The sequence below is a fragment of the Nesterenkonia sp. HG001 genome (assembly GCF_034438835.1).
GTDB lineage: Bacteria > Actinomycetota > Actinomycetes > Actinomycetales > Micrococcaceae > Nesterenkonia > Nesterenkonia xinjiangensis.
Genome location: NZ_JAOSZD010000004.1, coordinates 228496 through 248679, shown reverse-complemented (window position 1 = coordinate 248679; position 20184 = coordinate 228496). Strand labels below are relative to the sequence as shown.

At 69.2% G+C, this 20184-nt stretch carries 21 protein-coding genes; 9 read left to right on the top strand and 12 right to left on the bottom strand.

Annotated elements, in window-relative coordinates; translation table 11 throughout:
- Positions 1-27: 27 nt before the first annotated feature.
- From ODE13_RS08725 to ODE13_RS08715, 3 genes are all read right to left on the bottom strand, one after another.
- Positions 28-534 carry a DUF3830 family protein gene (locus tag ODE13_RS08725; protein ID WP_322478924.1) on the bottom strand — a complete coding sequence of 169 codons (507 nt, stop codon included), beginning with the start codon at positions 532-534 and terminating at the stop codon, positions 28-30.
- A 39-nt stretch (positions 535-573) separates the two neighbouring features.
- Positions 574-2010: an amidase gene (locus tag ODE13_RS08720; protein ID WP_322478923.1), complete on the bottom strand. Its 1437-nt coding sequence runs from the start codon at positions 2008-2010 to the stop codon at positions 574-576.
- A 114-nt stretch (positions 2011-2124) separates the two neighbouring features.
- Positions 2125-3117, bottom strand: coding sequence for a D-2-hydroxyacid dehydrogenase (locus ODE13_RS08715; RefSeq protein WP_322478922.1), 993 nt, complete (start codon positions 3115-3117; stop codon positions 2125-2127).
- Between the two features lie 218 nt (positions 3118-3335).
- Here ODE13_RS08715 and ODE13_RS08710 point away from each other — a divergent pair, with 218 nt between their 5' ends.
- Both ODE13_RS08710 and ODE13_RS08705 read left to right on the top strand, forming a co-directional pair.
- Positions 3336-4106, top strand: coding sequence for an aspartate/glutamate racemase family protein (locus tag ODE13_RS08710; protein ID WP_322478921.1), 771 nt, complete (start codon positions 3336-3338; stop codon positions 4104-4106).
- Between the two features lie 74 nt (positions 4107-4180).
- Positions 4181-4933 carry a maleate cis-trans isomerase gene (locus ODE13_RS08705; protein WP_322478920.1) on the top strand — a complete coding sequence of 251 codons (753 nt, stop codon included), beginning with the start codon at positions 4181-4183 and terminating at the stop codon, positions 4931-4933.
- 36 nt (positions 4934-4969) lie between these two features.
- On the opposite strand, the gene ODE13_RS08700 is transcribed toward ODE13_RS08705, so the two are convergent.
- Positions 4970-5422: a hypothetical protein gene (locus ODE13_RS08700; RefSeq protein ID WP_322478919.1), complete on the bottom strand. Its 453-nt coding sequence runs from the start codon at positions 5420-5422 to the stop codon at positions 4970-4972.
- Positions 5423-5553: 131 nt separating this feature from the next.
- On the opposite strand from ODE13_RS08700, the gene ODE13_RS08695 reads away from it, so the two are divergent.
- The 3 genes from ODE13_RS08695 to ODE13_RS08685 all read left to right on the top strand — a co-directional run bounded on the left by ODE13_RS08695 (position 5554) and on the right by ODE13_RS08685 (position 8290).
- Positions 5554-6780 (top strand): sensor histidine kinase, encoded by a 1227-nt coding sequence (locus ODE13_RS08695; protein ID WP_322478918.1) that lies wholly within the window; start codon positions 5554-5556, stop codon positions 6778-6780.
- Positions 6777-7439, top strand: coding sequence for a response regulator transcription factor (locus tag ODE13_RS08690; RefSeq protein ID WP_322478917.1), 663 nt, complete (start codon positions 6777-6779; stop codon positions 7437-7439). Before ODE13_RS08695 ends, ODE13_RS08690 begins: the two co-directional genes overlap by 4 nt.
- 155 nt (positions 7440-7594) lie before the next feature.
- Positions 7595-8290, top strand: a complete 696-nt coding sequence (locus ODE13_RS08685) for a GntR family transcriptional regulator (protein WP_322478916.1) — start codon at positions 7595-7597, stop codon at positions 8288-8290.
- A 55-nt stretch (positions 8291-8345) separates the two neighbouring features.
- Here ODE13_RS08685 and ODE13_RS08680 read toward each other — a convergent pair whose 3' ends face one another.
- On the bottom strand, positions 8346-9242 hold the full coding sequence (locus ODE13_RS08680; protein ID WP_322478915.1) for an ABC transporter permease: 897 nt from the start codon (positions 9240-9242) through the stop codon (positions 8346-8348).
- Positions 9239-10207 (bottom strand): ATP-binding cassette domain-containing protein, encoded by a 969-nt coding sequence (locus tag ODE13_RS08675; RefSeq protein WP_322478914.1) that lies wholly within the window; start codon positions 10205-10207, stop codon positions 9239-9241. Before ODE13_RS08675 ends, ODE13_RS08680 begins: the two co-directional genes overlap by 4 nt.
- Positions 10208-10325: 118 nt before the next feature.
- Here ODE13_RS08675 and ODE13_RS08670 point away from each other — a divergent pair, with 118 nt between their 5' ends.
- Complete coding sequence (locus ODE13_RS08670; protein ID WP_322478913.1) at positions 10326-11075, top strand: TetR/AcrR family transcriptional regulator; 750 nt, start codon at positions 10326-10328, stop codon at positions 11073-11075.
- A gap of 118 nt (positions 11076-11193) precedes the next feature.
- Here ODE13_RS08670 and ODE13_RS08665 read toward each other — a convergent pair whose 3' ends face one another.
- Entirely contained in the window at positions 11194-11715 is a 522-nt protein-coding gene (locus tag ODE13_RS08665) for a ferritin (RefSeq protein ID WP_322478912.1), read from the bottom strand.
- A gap of 221 nt (positions 11716-11936) precedes the next feature.
- Here ODE13_RS08665 and ODE13_RS08660 point away from each other — a divergent pair, with 221 nt between their 5' ends.
- Positions 11937-12941, top strand: coding sequence for an aldo/keto reductase family protein (locus ODE13_RS08660; RefSeq protein ID WP_179541910.1), 1005 nt, complete (start codon positions 11937-11939; stop codon positions 12939-12941).
- A 269-nt stretch (positions 12942-13210) separates the two neighbouring features.
- Positions 13211-14569: a hypothetical protein gene (locus ODE13_RS08655; protein WP_322478911.1), complete on the top strand. Its 1359-nt coding sequence runs from the start codon at positions 13211-13213 to the stop codon at positions 14567-14569.
- Between the two features lie 14 nt (positions 14570-14583).
- Here ODE13_RS08655 and ODE13_RS08650 read toward each other — a convergent pair whose 3' ends face one another.
- The 4 genes from ODE13_RS08650 to ODE13_RS08635 form a co-directional block, all read right to left on the bottom strand.
- Positions 14584-15039 (bottom strand): DoxX family membrane protein, encoded by a 456-nt coding sequence (locus tag ODE13_RS08650; protein ID WP_179541908.1) that lies wholly within the window; start codon positions 15037-15039, stop codon positions 14584-14586.
- Positions 15040-15077: 38 nt separating this feature from the next.
- Positions 15078-15632, bottom strand: coding sequence for an acyl-CoA thioesterase (locus tag ODE13_RS08645; protein ID WP_322478910.1), 555 nt, complete (start codon positions 15630-15632; stop codon positions 15078-15080).
- 36 nt (positions 15633-15668) lie between these two features.
- Positions 15669-16532 (bottom strand): response regulator transcription factor, encoded by an 864-nt coding sequence (locus ODE13_RS08640; RefSeq protein WP_322478909.1) that lies wholly within the window; start codon positions 16530-16532, stop codon positions 15669-15671.
- Between the two features lie 238 nt (positions 16533-16770).
- Positions 16771-17283 carry a DUF456 domain-containing protein gene (locus ODE13_RS08635; protein WP_322478908.1) on the bottom strand — a complete coding sequence of 171 codons (513 nt, stop codon included), beginning with the start codon at positions 17281-17283 and terminating at the stop codon, positions 16771-16773.
- A 308-nt stretch (positions 17284-17591) separates the two neighbouring features.
- Between ODE13_RS08635 and ald the strand changes: the two genes are divergently transcribed.
- A complete protein-coding gene (ald, locus tag ODE13_RS08630) occupies positions 17592-18707 on the top strand; it encodes an alanine dehydrogenase (protein ID WP_322478907.1) in 1116 nt (371 codons plus the stop codon).
- A gap of 32 nt (positions 18708-18739) precedes the next feature.
- Here the strand turns inward: ald and ODE13_RS08625 are convergent, their stop codons facing one another.
- Positions 18740-19909 (bottom strand): acyl-CoA dehydrogenase family protein, encoded by a 1170-nt coding sequence (locus ODE13_RS08625; RefSeq protein ID WP_322478906.1) that lies wholly within the window; start codon positions 19907-19909, stop codon positions 18740-18742.
- Between the last annotated feature and the right edge of the window lie 275 nt (positions 19910-20184).

The window sequence follows — 20184 nt, the reverse complement described above, 5'->3', positions numbered from 1 at the left end:
ATCCACGGTGCTGAGAGGGTGGCGCGGTCAGTCCTCTCCAGCACGGGCGAAGGCCAGCGTCTCCCCGCGGGCCCCGTCCATCCAGATCGACTGGCAGGCCTCGGCCATGGACTCCAGCCCGTCCACCACAGTGGCGAACACGTTGCCGGGCACCCACCCTTGGTCCCCATTGATCAGCAGGTTGTTCCGGCCGTAGAAGAGCGCCAGATCGATGATCTCGCGCCGTTCCCGCACCCCCGCGGCCTCCTCGTAGCCGTAGCCCGGATTGCCGAGGTCGTCCGAGTCGAACCGGAACCAGCACACGTCCCCCGGGATCGGGGTGACCGTGGTGTTCTCCTTGCCGGGATCATGTTCGGCGAAGCCCGGCAGCAGGTTGTAGATCTCGTTGCGCGCGTACTTGCCGTGGTAGACCTGCCCCGCCTGTGGGAGCGCGTCCCACACGGCCGCACAGGTCCGCGGCGCGACGTCGTCGAGCAGCCGCGCGGTGCAGCTCACTCCGCGTGCGGTCAAGGTGATGCTGATGTAGCGGGCCATGGTCCTCCTCGAGCAGTCCGGACGTCCGTTCGCGCGGCCTCAGACGGCCGAGGTGCGCGCCATGGGCTCCACCGGGCGGATGAACTGCTCCCCGGAGGCCTTCTCGAAAGCCCGAGCGGCCCGCAGCACCAGACGGTCCTGGGTGCGTGCCCCGACGATCTGCAGCCCCACCGGCAGCCCGTCCGAGGCGACGCCGCAGGGCACCGAGGCCGCCGGCTGCTGGGTCATGTTGAACGGGTAGGTGTAGGGCGTCCAGGACGTCCACAGGTCCGAGGGCCAGCCCTCGGGGGCCTGCCTGCTGTGGTCGAAGGCGGTGATCGGCATGGTCGGGGTGACCAGCAGGTCGTAGTTCTCATGGAAGGCCCCCATGCGCACACCCAGATCCATGCGGACGGCGGTGGCACCCAGATAGTCCAGGGCAGAGGCCTCGGCGTAGCGCCGGATCCCCGCCCGCAGTCCGGGGTCCACCTGGTCCACGGCGTCCGGCCCGAAGGCTTCGAGCACCTTCGCCGCACCGCTGAACCAGAGGACGTGGAAAGCCTCCACCGGGTCCTCGAAGCCGGGGTCGACCTCCTCCACCACGGCACCCGCCCGCTCCAGCAGCGAGACCGCGTCGGTGACGAGGCGCTCCACCTCGGGGTCGTTCTCCACGAAGCCCAGGTTTCGTGAGTAGGCGATGCGCAGACCTGCGACACCGTCCTCGAGGCCCTCCAGGTAGGACGAGGTCGGCGTAGGGAGCGCGGCCCAGTCCCGGGAGTCGAAGCCGGTGATGACGTCCATCAGCATCGCGGCGTCGGTGACGCTGCGCGTCATCGGCCCGGCGTGGGCGAGAGTCCCGAAAGGCGAGGCGGGGAACATGGGCACCTGGCCGTAGGTGGCCTTGAGCGCGACCGTCCCGGTGAAGGAGGCGGGGATCCGCACCGACCCGCCGGCGTCGGTACCGACGGCCCAGGGTGCCATGCCGGCGCCGACGGCGGCCGAGGCGCCTCCCGAGGAGCCGCCGGCGGTGGTGCTCGGGTCCCAGGGGTTGCCGGTCGCGCCGCAGCGGATGCTGTCTGTGGTGCCCTTCCAGGCGAACTCCGGGGTGGTGGTCTTCCCGACCAGCACCGCCCCGGTCTCCTTCAGCCGCGCCACGCAGGGGGCGTCCACGTCCCAGGGGCCGTCCTCACCGATGAGCGTCGACCCCTTGTAGGTGGGCCAACCCTTGGTGAGGAACATGTCCTTGATGGAGGTGGGCAGGCCGTCACCGGGGCCCAGGGTCTCTCCGGCCTGCCAGCGGCGGGCGGAGGCCTCCGCGGAGGTGCGAGCGGACTCAGGGTCCACGAGCACGAAGGCGTTCAGGACGTCATCGTGCCGAGCGATCTGCTCCAGCACGGCCTCTGTCGCGTCGACCGGGCTGAAATCTCCAGCGCGGTAGCCGGCGAGGAGCTCGGTCGCGGTCATCTCCGCGAGGCTGCTCGGGGTTCGACGGTCCATGGTTGACCTCCTGTGTGCCGGGTATGTGCCGGGTGTGGGCCTGATGTGAAGTGCCAGGGGTGCGCCGCCGCCGTCCGCGCCGCCCTCTGGGGCGTGCCCGGTGTCGGGGCGACGTCAGGGCTGCGGGCGGGGCACGTAGCCCTTCTGCTTGTCGACGATGTTGTGCAGGGTCTCTCCGGCGAGCCAGCGCCGGGCGTTGTCGAGGAACTGCTCGGCGAGTGCGTCGCGCCAGCCGATGACGTCCCCGGACATATGGGCGGTGATCAGCACATCCTCGCGCTCCCACAGCGGAGAGCCCTGCGGGAGCGGCTCCTGATCGAAGACATCCAGGGTGGCGAATCCGAGAGGCCCGTGATCCAGGGCCTCGACGAGGGCGACCTCGTCGACGGTCTCCCCCCGGCCGATATTGATCAGGTGGGCGCCGTCCTTCACGGCAGCGAGCGCCTGGGCGTCGAGGAGCCCGGTGGTCTGCGGGGTCAGAGGTGCCGCGTTGACGACGACGTCGGCGGCACCGATGTGGGCCGGCAGGTCGTCGCTGGCGATCACCGTGCCGAAGTCGGGATCCTGGTCTCGGGCGGTGCGCCCTGCGGCGAAGACCTCGACGTCGACCGCCCGCAGGAGCGTGGCGATCTCCCGGCCGATCGCGCCGGTGCCGATGACCAGGGCGGTGAGGCCCTGCACGCGCTGGGTCTCGCGGTGCTCCCAGGTGCGGGTCTGCTGGCGCCGCAGGCTGCCGGGCATGTCCTTGGCACGGGCGAGCACGGCGCCGAGCACGTACTCGGCGATGGGTCGGTCGAAGGTGCCCTGGGCGTTGGTGACGGTGACCTCGGACTCGGCCAGCTCGTCGAAGAGCAGCTTGTCCACTCCGGCGGCGGCCACGTGGATCCAGTCCAGGGCGTCGGCGGCGTGCCAGGCGTCAGAGACTGCGCGGGAGAAGAAGTCCCACAGGAAGAGGATGTCGGCTCCGGGGAGCGCCTCGCTCAGCTCCGCGGCGGTGGTCCGGCGGATCTCGGCCCGGTCCTCGAGCTCATCCAGGCCGGGCGGCACGGCGTAGGGGCCGTCGTCGTCGGGACACAGGACCGTGATGACCGGCAGGGAGTCCGCCATCCGTCACCTCGCTTCCAGAAGGGGTGGGCTGAGCGCGGCGCGGGGACCTCGTGGCCGGCCGGGAGCACCTGTGAGGAACATCTCCCGGAGACCGCGACATCCCCTCCCCGGAAGGGCTTTCCGAGGCAGGGACCGTGCCGCTATGCTATGAAGACCTCACGAAGATTGTCAACAATCTTGCAGGAGATGATTGCACCGCCTCTGGATTGGAGCGGCCCATGGCCCTCACCCCCTTCCCCGGATCCGACCGCATGGCACCCGCCATCGGTGTCGTGGTCCCCTATGACATGGCTCTGGACCGAGAGCTGCGCACCTTCACCCAGGACGCAGACGGCGTCGAGCAGCTGGATCTGCTGTTCACCCGCACCCGGCACGAGCCCCTGGCGGTGACGGTCAAGCAGGCCCGGGCGATCTCCCGCCCCAAGGCGATCGCGGACTGCGTCCGCTCCGTCTCTGCGGTGACCCCCTCCGCATACCTCTACGCCTGCACCTCGGGCAGCTTCGTCCGCGGGATCTCCGGCGAGCACGATCTGGTGCGCGCCATGACGGACGCCGGCGAGGCACCCTGCTTCACCACCTCCGGCGCCCTGCTCGCCGCGGTCCAGGCGCTGGGCGTGCGGACCCTTGCGACGGCGACCCCCTACGACGACGCCATCACCGCCCAGTTCGCCGCCTTCTTCGCCGAGTCCGGGATCCACCTGATGAGCAACTCGAACCTCGGACTCTCCGGCCGCATCTGGGAGGTCCCCTCCCAGCGCACCTACGACCTGGTCCGGGAGGCAGACTCCGACCAGGCCGAGGCAGTGGTGGTCTCCTGCACGAACCTGCCGACCTACGACGTGCTCGCCCAGCTGGAGCAGGACCTCGGGAAACCCGTCATCTCCGCCAACCAGGCGACAGTGTGGGCGGTGCTGCAGCACTTCGGGCTCCCCTACCACGGGCCCGGCCGGGCACTGGCCCGGCAGGAGCCCTCGGCGGCGGTGGTCTGACCCGGGTGCGCCCCATCAGCCCCGCCCGCCCTCTGCCACCCACCAGTCCGACGCGCCCTCTCGAAGGAGGACCCTTGACCGACTCTCAGCACGCCCCCACCATCGGCATCCTCTACCCCGGCCATGCCGCGGAGGACGACTTCCCCGCCTTCGAGGAGGCCGCCGGGGGCGCCGTCCGGCTTCCCCTGGTGCACACCACCATCGGAGTGGACGAACACACCCCGGAGGCCCTGCTGGAGACCGGCTCCGCCGCACGCCTGGCCGAGGGCACGGCGCGCCTGCTCGCCGATCACAGGGTGGACGCGGTGATGTGGGCCTGCACATCGGGCAGCTTCGTCTACGGCCATGACGGTGCCGCCGAGCAGGCCCGGGCCGTTCAGGAGGTAGCCGGCGTTCCGGCATCCTCGACGTCACTGGCGTATCTGCACGCGCTGGAGGCGCTCGACGTGCGGCACGTCGCGGTGGCGGCCTCCTACCCGGCGGACCTGGCCGAGCACTTCCGCGCACTGCTGGCGCAAGCCGGGGTCGACGTCGTGACCTTCGCCGCGCACGGGATCTTCACGGCCGCGGAGGTCGGCCTGATGGGACGCGATGACGTCATCGCGATGATCCGCGCCGTGGATGTGCCCCAGGCGGAGGCCATGCTCGTCCCGGATACGGCGATGCACTCACTCGGCTGGATCCCAGAGCTGGAGGAGGCGCTGGGCAAACCGGTGCTCACCGCGAACCAGGTGACCATCTGGGAGGGTCTGCGGCTGACCGGCCGGCCGGCACCCGCGCTGCCCATGCTGGGACGCCTGGACTCTGTTCCGGCCCGGACGGCGTGACCCGCCCCTGGGCGAGCAGCTGCGGAGATCGGCGGGTCAACGATGCCGGGAGACCAGCGCCGCCCGGAGGCCCGCGGCGATGCCGCCGACGACGGCACCCCAGATCGCATTGACGATCAGGACCATGGGGATCGCGATCGGCTGCGCGAAGGGGCCCTGCAGCTCGCCGCCGAGCACCGGAGAGAGGACCGCCGAGAGGACCATGCTCAGCACGGCATAGACGAGCCCGGCGAGCACCAGCGTGAGGAAGGGCCTGGAGACCCGAGCCAGCAGGACGACGCCGATCCAGACGGCCGAGATCACCACGGTGGCGCCCACCGCGAAGAGGCCCTTGGGCAGGACGTCGCCGCCGCCGGAGACACCGGTGATGTGCATCAGCGGCCGGAGCAGCGCGACAGCACCGAGCAGGAGGATGAGCCGCCAGGGGAGCCTCCCTCGCGGGGCCTCGTCGGAGGAGGGGCGGAAGTGCGATCCATCAGCTGGGTTCATGACCTCGACGCTACGGACCGGCGATGCGCCCCACATCCGCGCGGCGTCCTGCTCAGGTGTCGTCGCGCGGCGTCTCCGGCAGTCGCCTGCAGGCGACTGCCGGAGGCCCAGGACGCTCCTAGACTGGTGTCATGCCTGCCCCTGTCGGCGCTGAGCCGGATCCGTCTGCCCGCGTCCAGCGGTGGCTCGTGGACGCCGTGCTCGGAGTGGCCGTCTTCGGCGCGGTGGCCGGGACGATCTCCGCCGACGTCGCCGGCGACCGCGACGCTGAGCCGCTGGCCTATCTGTGGGCGTTCGGGCTGGGAGCGCTCATGCTGGTCCGCCGTCGCTTCCCCCTGGGTGTCCTGGGGCTGACGTTCGTGGCGTTCTGGGCCTACTACATGGTCGGCTACCCGACGATCGGGCTCAGTGTGCCGACCGCCGCCGCGCTCTACTCCGCCGCGGAGTTCCGCCGCGCGGTCTGGGCCGTCTCGGCCGCGGTGCTGCTGCTGGGCGGCAGCTACTTCTACCGCCTGGTGATCGCCGGGCAGGACCCCACCCGTGTGGTCGGCTATGAGCTCTCCGGGCACGTGGCGCTGATGACCGCGGCGATAGCCCTGGGAGTGAGCATGCGTCTGCGCCGGGAGCTCAGGGAGAACACCCGGAGACTGTTGGAGGCGGCCGAGGCCCATGAACGCAGCCAGGCCGCCGCGGCGATCGCCACCGAACGGGCAGACATCGCACGGGAGCTGCACGACTCCCTGGGGCATCGGACCACGGTCATCTCGCTGCACGCCGATGTCGCCCGCGAGGCCCTCGACCGCGACCGCCGTGCGGCGGAGGACGCCCTCGACGTGGTCAAGAGCACCAGCGGCGAGATGATGGACGAGATGCGCCGGACCGTACAGATGCTGCGACGCCAGAAGGACCCCCGGAGCCCACTCTCCCTCGACGCCCTGCAGGGCCAGGTCTTCGACCTCCTGCCGCTGGAGGTCCACGCGCGGATCCAGACCCATGACGACGAGCGCCTCGCGCCCGACCATGTGCAGGCGGCCGCGTACCGGATCGTCCAGGAGGCGCTGACCAATGTGGTCCGACACTCCGCGGCCGACTACGCTGAGGTGGCCGTGACGCTCACCGACGGTCGGCTGCAGGTGACGGTCCGGGATCCCGGGCCGGCGAGACCGCCCCGCGAGCGCTCCGCGCAGCAGGCGGCGGGCCTGGGGCTCCACGGGATGCGCGAACGGGCCGAGGCGCTGGGCGGCAGTCTGACCGCCGGGCCCGAGGGGGACGGTTTCGCGGTCCATGCGACGCTGCCCGGCGTCATCTCCCTCAGCCAGACCCCGGCCACCCGGCCTGCCGCTGAGGAGGGCCGATGATCAGCGTGCTGATCGCCGACGACCAGGTCCTGGTGCGCACTGGTCTGCGCGCGCTGCTCACCCACGATCCAGAGATCACGGTCGTCGCAGAGTCTCGGACCGGCCAGGATGCGGTCCGGGCCGTGCAGGCCCACCGTCCCGACGTCGTACTCATGGACATCCGCATGCCCGTCATGGACGGCATCGAGGCCACTCGGAGAATCTGCGCGGACCCCGAGCTCGATGGCAGCCGCATTCTGATCCTGACCACCTTCGACGAGGATCAGGACATCATCGATGCCGTCCGTGCCGGCGCCGCCGGGTACCTGCTCAAGGACATCGCCTCCGAGGAGCTCCGGACGGCGGTCCGCACGGCCGCCGCCGGCGGGAACCTCCTCTCCCCCACGATCGCGCGCAAGGTCATGGAACATATGGCCTCCGCGCCGTCACCGCAGGACGAGCCCTCGGTGGACCTCTCCGAGCTCACCGACCGGGAGATCGAGGTCCTCACCCGGGTGGGCCATGGAGACACGAACGCGGAGATCGGAGCCGCTCTGTTCCTCAGCCCCGCCACGGCACGGACGTATGTGAGCCGCATCCTCGCCAAGCTGCAGGCTCGAGACCGGACGGAGCTGGCGATCATCGCCCACCGTGCTGGACTCCCCCGCACGAACCGGTGAACAGGCACCGGTGAACACGGGCGTCCCAGCCGTTGTATGATTATTGTCAACAATCCATGTATCACGTGATGTCGGTCTCCCCTCCGTCCGTGTCCGCCGCACCACTGCCCCCTTGCCCGGCCGCCAGATCCCACCTCGACCCGCTGGAGCCCCCGATGCCGACGACCGCCGCCCGCTCCCCCCGCAGCTTCACCCGGGTGAACCGCGAGTCGACGGCGTCTCTGATCACTCGGCAGCTGCGTGAGGGGATCATGTACGGCAGCCTGCCAGCGGGCACCCAGCTCTCCGAAGCCAGGTTGTCCGCCGAGTTCGGCGTCAGCCGAGGACCGCTTCGTGAGGCCATGCAGCGCTTGGTGCAGGAAGGGCTGGTGCGCAGCGAGCCGAACCGCGGACTCTTCGTCAAGGAGCTCGACGCCGAGGAGATCCGGGACCTCTACGTGGCACGCAGCGCCGTGGAGTCGGCGGCGGCGCTGATGATCATCAGAGAACGGACCCCCGGAGCGGTGGAGCAGCTGCGCAGCGCCTGCGAGGCGATGCGGCGCGCGGCCGCCGCCGAGGATCTCTCCGCGCTCTCGGACGCGGACTTCGACTTCCACGAGGCGCTGGTCACGGCCTCCGGCAGCCCTCGGCTTCGACGCATGCACGAGACTCTCATGGTGGAGACCCGGATGTGCCTGACGGCCCTGCAGGGGACCTACTTCGATCCTGACGATCAGGCGGAGGAGCACCGGCGGATCGCCGACGCCGTGGCCGCCGGCGATGAGGCCACCGTGCTCAGCGAGATCGATGACCATATGCACCAGGCCCTGGAGCGGCTCATCCGCCACGGTCAGCACGTGACGGAGGAATGAGGGGGCACCGCCCACCTCGCTCCTCCGTCACATGCCCGCCCGCGCGGTGCCGTGCTCAGCGACTCAGGTTCTTGAACTGACGCACGGCCAGCGGCAGGAAGATCAGCATGATCACTGCCGGCCAGATCAGCGCGCCGGCCAGCGCATGGCCGTCGATCCAGAAGGCGGGCTCCAGATTCCCCATACCCGGAGTCTCGAAGAGCTCACGGATCGCCGCCGCCGTCGAGGAGACGGGATTCCACGCGGCTATCGCACCGAGCCAGCCGGGCATCATCTCCGGCGGGGCGAACACCGAGGAGATGAACCCCAGCGGGAATGCGACGGCGAACAGCATCCCGGCCGTCTCGGTGTTCTTGATGCACAGCCCCAGAAAGATGCCTACGAAGATCAGTGCCAGCCGCAGCCAGAGCAGCAGCGCGAACGCCGCAAGGGTGGCGCCCAGACTTCCACCCGAACGCCAACCGATCAGCAGGGCGACACCGGCGATGACGGCCAGGTCCACGGCCGCACGGATCACATCGGAGACCGCCCGGCCGGTGACCGGGGCGGAGGAGGACATCGGCATGGACCGGAAGCGGTCCATGAATCCCTTCTCCTTGTTGTGGGTCACCGCATAAGCGGTGTCCATGAACCCGAAGGCCATGGTCATGGCGAACATCCCCGGCATGGCGAAGTCCACATAGCCCTCCCCCGCGCCCTGACCGGTCACATCCATGGCGGAGCCGAAGACGTAGACGAACATCAGCACCATTACCACCGGGAAGCCGATCTGCCAGGCGAAAGTGCTGGGCTGGCGCACCAGGTGGGTGAACTCCTGGAGCACGATCGTCCAGCAGTCGCGAGCCGCCCAGAGAGGCCCTTCGGAACTGAGGGTCTGCGGCGCGGCGGACTGTGCCGTGGTGGTGGGTGTACTGGCCCCCTGTGGGCTCGTGCTCTGTGTCCTGGTGGTCATCGCGCCTCCTGGCGTGTCGGGCCTGCATCGGAGGTCAGGTGCAGGAAGGCTTCGTCGAGGGTCGGACGACGCAGGCCGATGTCGGCGACGTCGATGCCCAGCGTCCTGATCTCCGCGGCCACCGCAGTCAGTGCGGCGACGCCGTCCGGCACGGACACGCTGAGACTGCCTTCGGCCTCGTCAACAGAAGGCTCGACGTCGACCACACGGGTGATCAACTCCTGGAGACGGACCAGGTCGCCCGGCTCGGCCGCGACGACCTCCAGCCGCTCGTCGCCGATCCGCCGCTTGAGCCCGGACGGAGTGTCCTCGATGAAGTTGCGCCCCTGATCGATCAGGCTGATCCGGTCACAGAGCTTGTCCGCCTCGTCAAGGTAGTGGGTGGTCAGCAACACCGTCGTCCCCTGGATGGTGAGGTTCCGCACGGACTCCCACACCTCCCGACGCCCCGCCGGGTCCAGACCGGTGGTCGGCTCATCCAGGAACATCACCTGCGGAGCCAGGATCATCGACGCGGCAAGGTCCAGTCGACGGCGCATGCCGCCCGAGAACTTCTTCGGGGAGCAATCGGCCGAACCGGTCAGCCCGAAGACCTCCAGGAGCTCGTCGGCACGCCGCTGGGCGTCCGCCTTTCTGAGTCGGAAGAGCCTGCCGAACATCGTCAGGTTCTGCCGCGCGGTCATCAGGTCGTCGACCGCGGTCTGCTGACCCGTCAGTCCGATGCTGCGACGCACCTCGCGCGGCTGGGCGGCGACGTCGTAGCCGGCCACGCGGGCCTGGCCAGCATCAGGGTCCGTCAGCGTGGCGAGGATGCGGACCGCCGTCGTCTTGCCCGCCCCGTTGGGTCCGAGCAGTCCGTGCACCGTGCCTCGCGGCACGGCCAGGTCGACACCCTCGAGCGCCGCCTTCCCCTTGTATCTCTTGGTGAGGCCGAGGGCCTCCACCGCGAGGTCTGGTGAAACCATGGAACACCACCTCCTTCTTCCATGCCATGATCTGCGTACAGTGTTCTGAGTACTTCGAACGCAGCTAAGGTAGCGTACAGTGAACGCAATAAGCAAGCATGGCGTCCCGGAAGGCACGATGAACGATCCGAACCCGTTGGCAAAGTCCCTGCAGCTGCTGTGGGACGGCCTCCCCCCGGCGAAGAAGGGGCCGAAGCCCAAACTCACCCTGGAGAGGATCGTGGCCGCCGGGGTCGAGCTGGCCGACGCCGAGGGGCTCGACTCCCTGTCCATGCGCAAGCTCGCCGACAGGCTCGACGTGGGGGCGATGTCCCTCTACCGCTACGTGCCGTCCAAGACCGAGCTCCTGAACCTGATGCTCGACGCCGTCAGCGGGCCGAACGATGCCCGGAAGGTTTCCCTGGAGGCCGGGTGGCGCGCATGTCTGGAGGCTGCAGGCTGGGGAGGACGCCGACTCTACCTGGACCATCCCTGGCTGCTGCAGGTGAACTGGACCCGCCCCGTGCTGGGCCCGAACAGCCTGGCCGACATGGAGCTGCTGATGACAGGGCTGAAAGACCTCCCGATGACCGATCAGGAGAAGATGAGCATCATCACGGCGCTGGATTCCTATGCCGTGGGGACCGTCCGCCAGGAGATCCTGTGGCAGAACGCCCCCGCGGAGACCGGCATGACCGACGAGGAGTTCTGGAACCACCAGCTTCCGATCCTGGAGGAGGTCATGGCCTCCGGCCGCTTCCCCTCTATGGCCGCACTCTCCGAGGACACCTTCAGCGGCAGCTGGGAGGACAGCTTCGCGTTCGGCCTCAATCTCCTCCTCGACGGACTCGAACAGAAGCTCAACCGGCGAGCCTCAGAGGCGGGCTGATCGGGCGGCCGATCAGGAGCCCGCCGCCCGCCCCGCGCATGACGAGGGGGACCTGCTTCCTGTCTCGTGGCCACGCGAGCCGACAGCAGCAGATCCCCCTCAACGGACCGGCTCAGCCCTACTGGGCGGCGGCCTCAGTGCCGTTGGACTGCCGGACCCCCAGCCGATCGTCCAACTTCAGCAGGCCCGGCCCGTCGTCGCCGATGAGCCGGATCTTGCCGATGAGCTCGGAGACCGTCGCTTCCTCCTCCAGCTGCTCATCGATGAACCAGCTGAGCAGGGGCAGAGCGTCGATGTCCCCCTCCTGCTGCGCCAGCCGATACAGGTTGCGGATCGACTCCGAGACCTTCTCCTCGTGGGCGAGGGACGCCTCGAAGGCCTCCAGCACAGTCTCGGCCCGAGCCGCGACGGCGGGCACCGCCCGGATGCGGGGATGGGCGCCGCGGTCGGTCATGTGGTCGATGAACTTGTTCGCGTGCACGACCTCCTCGTCGGCCTGCGCGCGGAACCAGGAGGCCAATCCGGGCAGGTCGAGCATGTCCATCTCGATCCCGAGCTGCCGGTAGACCAACGAGGCCTCCAGCTCGAGGGTGACCTGCTCGTTGAAGGCCTCTTCCAGCGTGCCGGTGAGCTTTGCCATTGCGAGAACACTCTCCTTGCCTCTTGTCCAGGGCGGGCACGGTCGGACGACGGCGCCCCTGCGCGCCACTCTAGCCAGCGCCACCTCCCGTGACCACGCAGGAAAGGCAGGCCTCACCAGTGCCGATACCCTCAGCACGCATCGCACGATGCTCGAGGCGACTCGTCCTGAGACCTGCGATTCCCTGTTCAGCGGCGCACCGTATCGATAGTGTGAGCAGCATGGAGTTCAGGTACCTCGGCCACAGCGGCCTCAAGATCTCGGAGATCACCTACGGCAACTGGATCACGCACGGGTCGCAGGTGGAGAACGACACTGCCACCCGGTGCGTGCACGCCGCGCTCGACGCCGGCATCACCACCTTCGACACTGCTGACGTCTACGCGAACACGGTGGCCGAGCAGGTGCTGGGCGACGCCGTGGCCGGTCAGCGTCGGGAATCGCTGGAGATCTTCACCAAGGTGTACTTCCCCACCGGGCCGAAGGGGCATAACGACACCGGCCTCTCCCGCAAGCACATCATGGAGTCCATCGACGGCTCGCTGCGCCGCCTCGGCACGGACTACGTGGACCTGTACCAGGCGCACCGCTTCGACGTCGAGACTCCGCTGGAGGAGACGATGCAGGCTTTCGCCGACATCGTCCGCCAGGGCAAGGCGCTCTACATCGGCGTCAGCGAGTGGAACGCCGAGCAGCTGCGTGCAGGCCACGCCCTGGCCAAGGAGCTCGGGTTCCAGCTGATCTCGAACCAGCCGCAGTACAACATGCTGTGGCGGGTGATCGAGCCGGAGGTCATCCCGGCCTCCGAGGAGCTCGGCATCTCGCAGATCGTCTGGTCGCCGATCGCCCAGGGGGTGCTCACCGGCAAGTACGTGCCGGGCCAGCCCCTGCCAGAGGGGTCCCGAGCCACCGACGAGCAGGGCGGCGCGCAGTTCATCCAGCGGTACCTCGACGATGAGATCCTCCAGGCGGTGCAGAAGCTCAAGCCCATCGCCGAGGAACTGGAGCTGACCCTCGCCCAGCTCTCGATCGCCTGGGTGCTGCAGAACCCGAACGTGGCGACCGCCCTGGTGGGCGCCTCTCGCCCGGAGCAGATCGCCTCCAACGTGGCGGCCGCCGGAGTCACTCTCGACGGGGCCACCCTGGAGGCCATCGACTCGGTCGTCGGCCACCTGGCCCAGGACGACCCCGCGCTGACGAAGTCGCCGGAGGCCCGGGTGGCCTGACCCGTCAGTCGACGTCCGAGGCGCAACCGCCACGAAGGTCACGCATCGGATCACGGCCACCGTGACCTTTCACCTCGACCCCCCCTGTTCCCGGGTTCTCCACCCGTGGTTCAGCTGGTCCTGGAGGAGTGAATTCAGGCTCAGCTGAAGGTTTCCCCAGGTCAGAGACCTGCAGCGCGCGCAGTGACCAAATCGTTATGAAACCTCGCCGATCATGCGTACACTGTGAATTCTGAAATGATCTGCACTGGGGTGAAAGGTGGTCAAGCGTGAGCCACGCTTCCGATGTCAGGCGACACCCGCGCCTGACGGCCGCACTCTGCGGGACCGCGCTTGCCGGCGGCCTGCTGCTCTGCGGCACGGCGCCCGCCTCAGCGACCACCCAGGACGCCGAGGCTGAGCCGACCGCCGAGTCCGCGCACGTGGGATCGAGCACTCAGGAAGACGAGCCTGAGGACCAGCAGGGTGACGCTGAAGACGGCACCGACTCCACCAGCTCCGACGACGAGGGCTCCGAGGACGACGACCGGCTGGATGGACAGCGCGAAGAGCAGTCCGGCACCGAGAGCCCTTCTCCCACCCCCTCCGATGAGCAGACCCCGGAGGAGGACGGCGAGGACGATGACGAGGGCCCCTCCGACGAAGACCCCTCCGCCGAGGACGACGACACGGACCCGCCGACCGAAGGTGACGAGTCCGGCGACGATGCTGGAAGCGACGACGGCAGCGAAGACGGCCAGGACACCTCCTCCCCGAGTCCGGAGCCCGAGCCAGAACCCGAGCCCGAGCCCACCGACCCTGGCACGATCCCGCCGGAGGGCGAGGAAGAGACAGGCGACGAGGGCGAGACGGACGGCGGGGACGGCGACGGGACGACCCCCTCGCCGGATGACCCTGCGGTTCTGGAGCCCGTCTGCGGCTCGGCGACGGGCTACCCGGGCGATGCGCTCTCCTTCGAGGTCACCGTGAGCACCCCGGATGCGCGCATCGTCTCGGTGAGCACCGGCATCCGCGGCGGGAGCTCCTCCTATGACGGCCTGACCGTCCAGTACGTACTGGATCGGGAGATCACTGAGATCATGCAGGACACCGTGACCGTCACCGTGGAGTCCGAGGACGGTCAGACCGCCAACTGCTCCGGGACGCTGACCGTGTACCCGAACGTCTCCAGCAGCCCTTCCTCCCAGGAGGATGACCCTGCACAGGACGAGAACCCTGCCTCACCGCCTGAAGACGAGTCCACCCAGGATGTCGAGCGGACGTCGTCTCCCACCCGAACGGGCCCGCCCGCAGTCCCCGGCGCCCCGGACACTCCGGAGCCGGAGGACGGGCTCCCGGAGCCGGAGGCCTCGGATGACGATGAGGACGAGGATGAGGACCTGCACAGCACCGTGAGCCCTCGGCCGCTGGTCCCGCACGTCCCGGGGTCTCCGGAGGAACAGATTGACGGCTCACAGTCGGCCGAAAGCTCCGCAGAGAGCGACTCGGACGACGAGCACGACGCTGGCCTGGCCGCCACCGGGGCGGAGCCGCACACGATGGCCGCCGGCCTGATCGGCTCCGTCGCGGTCGCCATCGGCTCGCTCGCCGTATGGGGTGCCCACCGGCGTGGCCGCGCCCGCAGCTGAGCGCCCTGCCCAGATCAGCGCCGCCGGATCGACCGCCAGGCCGGGGCGTCGACGCTGAAGGCGCCCGGCCCGGTGAAGACCAGGGCGAGGCTGAGCACCGCATAGAGGATCATGAACTCCAGCGGGTTCCCCAGCAGCAGCAGGAACGGCTCATTCCACCCATGCACGTTGACGAAGACGGGGCCGGCGTCGAGGAGCAGGTATGCTCCGGCCCCGGCCAGCAGCATCATCACCGCAGCGGCCAGGCGGGTCAGCAGGCCCAGGACCAGCAGGGCACCGCCGATGATCTCGACGAACGGCAGCGCGGTGCCGATGTGCTCGGCGAAGGGCACGGCGAGGCCGGCCACGTAGTCGCTCGCACCGTCCAGGCCCAGCCAGGACGACTTGCGCAGGCCGGAGACGAGCAGAAGGATGCCCGCTGCGAGGCGGAGCAGGAGAAGACCGAGATCGACGCTGAAGACATTCCGCATGACACCACTCTGACACCTGGCCAGGACTGATGCGTGCTTCACCACACGTTGGGCGCAGGCTTCCTGCTCGAGGGGAGCGCGGCAGACTCTCTCCAGCGGCGCAGCCCCTCATCGACGGAGAGGTCCTCGGGCACCACATGCCCCAGCTCCCGGATCATCTCCAGGATCTGTTCATTGCTCACCGGCCCCTGAGCCGAGACCAGACGTGTGGCGATCTGTGCGCGCACATAGATCTCTCCGTCGACGACGGCACGCTGCTCGAAGTAGATGCTCTTCTCGTCCAGCCCCAGAATCCGAGTGTGGATCTCGAAACGGGTCATGAAGGTGACAGACCTCCGGAAGGTGATCTGCTCGGACTGGACCACAGGGGACCATCCGCGGCCCCGCATCTGCTTCCAGATCCCGGCGCGGGCCATGAGGTCGAACCGGCCGAGGTCGAACAGCGAGAGGTACTGCCCGTTGTTGACATGCATCGCGATATCGACGTCGGTGGGCAGCGCCCGCAGGGTGATCGTGGAGGTCTCCCAGGGGGTCAGCGGCGAGCGTCGTCGGGCGCGCAATAAGGTCATCAGGGTGCGGAAGATCACATGCATGGAGACCAGTCTGCCACAGAAGCTACCGCTCGGTAATCACTCTCTCGACGCGTCCCCCGGCACCTGGGGTGCCGACTCGGGCGCCCCATCGAGAGTCGAGCCGGCGGAGCCGCCATCGGCTCTCCCCTGCTCCTGCGTCTCGTCCTCGGCGAGCGTCTCGGCCGGGCGCAGCACGTAGCCCGCGCCCCGCACCGTGTGGATCATCCGTGGCATGTCCGCCTCGATCTTCTTGCGCACATAGGAGATGTAGAGTTCGACGATGTTCGCCTGGCCCGCGAACTCATACTCCCAGACCTGCTGCAGGATCTCGGTCTTGGGCAGGACGGTGCGCGCATGGCGCATGAGCAGGCGCAGCAGCCGGAACTCGGTGTCCGAGAGATCGATGTCCTTCTCTCCGCGCTGCACAGTGCGCGCGGCGGTGTCCATCAGCAGATCGCCCACCACCAGGCGTTCACCCTCCCGGCGCTCCGGAAGGCGCCCGGCGAGAAAGTGCAGCCGCCGCAGCGACTCCTCGACATCGATGCGGGCGGCCATGTGGTCGTCCACGGGCTCACAGAGCGCGGCCACCGTGGGGAAGTCCACGTCGGTGTCGAACCAGACCAGTGCCGCGGCGTCCTCCAAGTGGCGGCGCATCTCACGCACGACGCTCTCCAGGTCGGGAACGCGGCGACTGGCGCGCGCATCGACCACCACCAGCTGCGGCTTGTCCTCCGTGATGAGCAGCCGCGCCGTATCACCGTTCGGCGCGTGGAGGACCTTCACGTCCAGGGACCGCAGCCGCTGGGTGAGCTCGGAGACCGCAGGCGAGGGACCCGCGAGGATCAGCACGGGCGAGGAGATGTGCAGCTCCGGTTCGCCGGCGTCGTCGAAGTGCCCGACTCCCCCGCGCTCTGCCTCCACAGCACCCTCCGTCCGGCATTTCTCAGCATGATCACCCGACGCGCCCCTAGTGGGCGGCCCCGGGCGCAGGCGACTCTCAGCTTCCGTACAGAGTGCCAAGATAGCCCACTTCTGTGCCGTCCGACACCCCACGGACGCCGGCCCAGCGGGATCCCTGCACTGCCATCATCCCTGGTGAGCGCCCTGAGAGCCGGTGATCACCGGATAAGACGTCGCCCGGGGATGGGACGCCAGAAGCTCAGGCCAGCAGGTGGACCAGCGTGCCGATCAGGAAGCTGGAGACGGCGAGTCCGGCAAGCCCGAATTCAAGAAGGATGCCCAGCCCCATCGCTCGCAGGGCCTTCAGGCTCGCCTGTCCGGCCGCCTGCCAGTCCCGCTCGCGCCGGATGAACTCTGCGCCGAACAGTCCGGCTCCGAAGCCGATGAACAGCCCCAGCGGTGGGAGCAGCACCATGCCGACCAGTGCGGCGAGGATCGCCACGAGGACCGGACCCCGTGGGATCTCTTCCCGGTGCAGCACCCGTCCGGTGAGCACCGTGGAAGCGACCCAGCCGGAGGTTGCCAGCATCATCCCGACGACTGCTGCGGTCCACACCGCGGTCCCGCCGAGCAGCACGGCCCAGGTCAGCAGGGTCAGGATGATCAGCAGACTGCCGGGCAGCACCGGGAGCACGACACCGGCCATGCCGACCAGCAGCAGGATGAGGGCCGCACCGGTGGCCACGCCTTCGGAGAGAAGTCCTTCGAGCATGGGCCCAGCCTGCCACACCCCCGAGCCGGCGCGCGCCGCACGCACAGGCGCCGGGACCCGCGCCATGGCAGGGATCCCTCGACGGCGCCGAGCCCCGCGGCGCGCACTTGGCAGGAGCTCACGCGGGGCCATAACCTTGTGAGGCCTGGATCACCACGTCCAGGCCGGCGTGCGGTGATCTGAGCACCTGTGCAGGGCCGGTGACGACGGCGTCATACGGCCATGCCAGACTGAGGCACACCGAAGGATCCGCCGTCCAGCACATCAGCGACCGCGGGCCCACAAGGCGCGCGGAGCAAGGAGACCAGATGATCATCGGAGTCCCGACCGAAGTCAAGAACAACGAGTTCCGTGTGGCCCTGACCCCCGCAGGCGCCGTGGATCTCACCCAGCGCGGCCACACCGTGCTCATCCAGTCCGGCGCCGGCGAGGGCTCCGGCTTCTCGGACGAGGACTACCGCACCGCCGGTGCCGAGCTGGTCCCCGAGGTCGCAGATGTCTGGAGCCGCGCCGAGCTGGTGCTCAAGGTCAAGGAGCCGCAGGCCGAGGAGTTCCCCCGCATGCATGAGGGACAGGTCCTGTTCACCTACCTGCACCTGGCGGCCGAACCCGAGTGCGCGGCGGCGCTGAAGGAGCGCGGGGTCACCGCGATCGCCTACGAGACCGTCACCGGCCCGAAGGGGCTGCCGCTGCTGGCCCCGATGAGCGAGGTCGCTGGGCGCCTGGCCCCACAGGTGGGCGCCTACCACCTGATGCACTCCCAGGGCGGATCAGGGATGCTGATCGGCGGAGTGCCGGGGGCCCGCGCGGCGAAGGTCGTCGTCGTCGGCGGGGGCACGGCCGGCGAGCAGGCAGCCATCATCGCGATGGGCATGGGCGCCGACGTGACCGTCATCGATCTGAACCTGGAGCGGCTGCGCGAGCTCTCGGCAATGTCCGCCCGCGGGCTGACGACGCTGGCGTCGAACACGCTGACCATCGCCCAGGAGGTCGCCGCGGCGGACATGGTGATCGGCTCCGTGCTGATCCCCGGAGCCTCGGCGCCGAAGCTGGTCACCCGAGAGATGGCCGCCGCGATGCGGCCGGGCTCGGTCCTGGTCGACATCGCGATCGACCAGGGCGGATGCTTCGAGGGCTCGAAGCCGACCACCCACGCGGAGCCCACGTTCACCATCGGGGATCAGATCTACTACTGCGTGGCCAACATGCCCGGAGCTGTACCGCACACCGCCACGGCCGCGCTGACGAACGCCACCCTTCCCTACATCTTCAAGCTCGCGGACAAGGGCTGGAAGGCCGCACTCGCCGCGGATCCGCATTTGGCCGCGGGTCTGAACGTGCATGCCGGTCGGCTCACCCACGCCCCGGTCGCCGAGGCCCTCGGCGAGGAGGCGATGCCGCTGGAGGCGGCCCTGGCCGACTGACCTCCGCCTGCACGCTCGTCGATAGGCGCCGCTCAGACGAAGGCTGAGACTCCGGTCATCGCCCGGCCGACGATCAGCGAATTGATGCCGTAGGAGCCCTCGTACGTGTAGATCGCCTCGGCATCGCCCATGAGCTTCGACGCCTCATACTCGGAGGTCAGTCCGTTCCCGCCGAGAGCCTCCCGGCCGATCGCCGCCGAGGCCCTGGCCAGCCGTGTGGTGGTCGACTTCACCGTCGCGGCGTGCACCATCTCCAGCCGGCCGGCCTGCTGCAGCTCGGTCACCTGCACCATGAGCGCGGTGGACGACGTCAGGTTCCCAGTGATCTCCGCGATGGCCTGCTGGATGAGCTGGAAGGAAGCCAGCGGCCGACCGAACTGGTCGCGCCCGGCGACATAATCACGCACGACGTCGAGCACCGCATGCTGCAGCCCCACAGCCTGCCACCCCACCCAGGCGCGGGAGCTACGCAGCAGGACGTTGGTGTCGGCGAAGCTGCGCGCACCGGGCAGCAGAGCCTCGGCAGGGACCCGGAGGTCCTCGAGGACGACGTCGGCGTTGGGGATGCCCCGCAGCCCCATCTTGTGACGGATGATCTCGGCGTGATACCCCGGGGTGTTGGTCTCCACGAGGAAGCACTTGATGGCATCGTCGTCGACGTCCCGAGCCCACACGAGAGCGACGTCGGCGATGGTGGCCATCCCGATCCAGCGTTTGGTGCCGTTCAGGACCCAGGAGTCCCCGTCACGTCTGGCCGTGGTGGCCAGACCGCCGGCGATGTCCGAGCCGTGGTCGGGCTCGGTGAGGCAGAACGCCCCAAGAGTCTCGAACCGGGTGAGCCGAGCCAGCCACGTGTCCCGCTGCGCCGCGGAGCCGAAGGCGTGGATCAGGCCCACGATCAGCTCGTTGTGGATCCCCATCACAGCGGACATGGACACGTCCGCCTGAGCGACGGCGGCATGCGCGAGTCCCTTGAACAGCCGCGAGCTGCCATCGATCTCCAGCCCGGCGAGCCCCAGATCCGCCATGGCAGGCAGAGCCTGGGTGAGGAAGCGCTCCTCGTTCCATGCGTCGATGGAGGGTGCGCGGAGGTTCGCCTGCGCGTAGGCCTCGATCTCCTGGAGCCGCTCCTCCTCCTCTGCGGGCAGACGGCGTCGGACCTCCAGGAGGTCCCCGTCCGGGTACTGGGCTGCAGCGGCCACCGTCACCAGCTCCTTCGCATGCTCGCCGACCCCTGCGACCGGCTATGGTGAGCCACCCGCAGGCTGATATGAGGAGATGCGTCCGTCGCGGGAACGCACCTCGGTCTCGCGTCCCGGGCAGCGCCGGGTCTCAGCGCCCCTGCCCCCGGGATCCTCAGTATAGGACCACGTCAGTGAGGCGCATCACACCACCGGGGGCGGTGTCGTACGCTGGCGGGGTCGGCCCGCGCCTCAGGGCCCTGCCCCCCCCCTGCACCGTTCCCCCGAGGAGGAGC

Bases quoted from the DNA above. Each gene is read 5' to 3' on its own strand.
- ODE13_RS08725 (WP_322478924.1), bottom strand. From the start codon at position 534: ATGGCCCGCTACATCAGCATCACCTTGACCGCACGCGGAGTGAGCTGC.
- ODE13_RS08720 (WP_322478923.1), bottom strand. From the start codon at position 2,010: ATGGACCGTCGAACCCCGAGCAGCCTCGCGGAGATGACCGCGACCGAG.
- ODE13_RS08715 (WP_322478922.1), bottom strand. From the start codon at position 3,117: ATGGCGGACTCCCTGCCGGTCATCACGGTCCTGTGTCCCGACGACGAC.
- ODE13_RS08710 (WP_322478921.1), top strand. From the start codon at position 3,336: ATGGCCCTCACCCCCTTCCCCGGATCCGACCGCATGGCACCCGCCATC.
- ODE13_RS08700 (WP_322478919.1), bottom strand. From the start codon at position 5,422: ATGAACCCAGCTGATGGATCGCACTTCCGCCCCTCCTCCGACGAGGCC.
- ODE13_RS08695 (WP_322478918.1), top strand. From the start codon at position 5,554: ATGCCTGCCCCTGTCGGCGCTGAGCCGGATCCGTCTGCCCGCGTCCAG.
- ODE13_RS08690 (WP_322478917.1), top strand. From the start codon at position 6,777: ATGATCAGCGTGCTGATCGCCGACGACCAGGTCCTGGTGCGCACTGGT.
- ODE13_RS08685 (WP_322478916.1), top strand. From the start codon at position 7,595: ATGCCGACGACCGCCGCCCGCTCCCCCCGCAGCTTCACCCGGGTGAAC.
- ODE13_RS08680 (WP_322478915.1), bottom strand. From the start codon at position 9,242: ATGACCACCAGGACACAGAGCACGAGCCCACAGGGGGCCAGTACACCC.
- ODE13_RS08675 (WP_322478914.1), bottom strand. From the start codon at position 10,207: ATGGTTTCACCAGACCTCGCGGTGGAGGCCCTCGGCCTCACCAAGAGA.
- ODE13_RS08670 (WP_322478913.1), top strand. From the start codon at position 10,326: ATGAACGATCCGAACCCGTTGGCAAAGTCCCTGCAGCTGCTGTGGGAC.
- ODE13_RS08665 (WP_322478912.1), bottom strand. From the start codon at position 11,715: ATGGCAAAGCTCACCGGCACGCTGGAAGAGGCCTTCAACGAGCAGGTC.
- ODE13_RS08660 (WP_179541910.1), top strand. From the start codon at position 11,937: ATGGAGTTCAGGTACCTCGGCCACAGCGGCCTCAAGATCTCGGAGATC.
- ODE13_RS08650 (WP_179541908.1), bottom strand. From the start codon at position 15,039: ATGCGGAATGTCTTCAGCGTCGATCTCGGTCTTCTCCTGCTCCGCCTC.
- ODE13_RS08645 (WP_322478910.1), bottom strand. From the start codon at position 15,632: ATGCATGTGATCTTCCGCACCCTGATGACCTTATTGCGCGCCCGACGA.
- ODE13_RS08635 (WP_322478908.1), bottom strand. From the start codon at position 17,283: ATGCTCGAAGGACTTCTCTCCGAAGGCGTGGCCACCGGTGCGGCCCTC.
- ald (WP_322478907.1), top strand. From the start codon at position 17,592: ATGATCATCGGAGTCCCGACCGAAGTCAAGAACAACGAGTTCCGTGTG.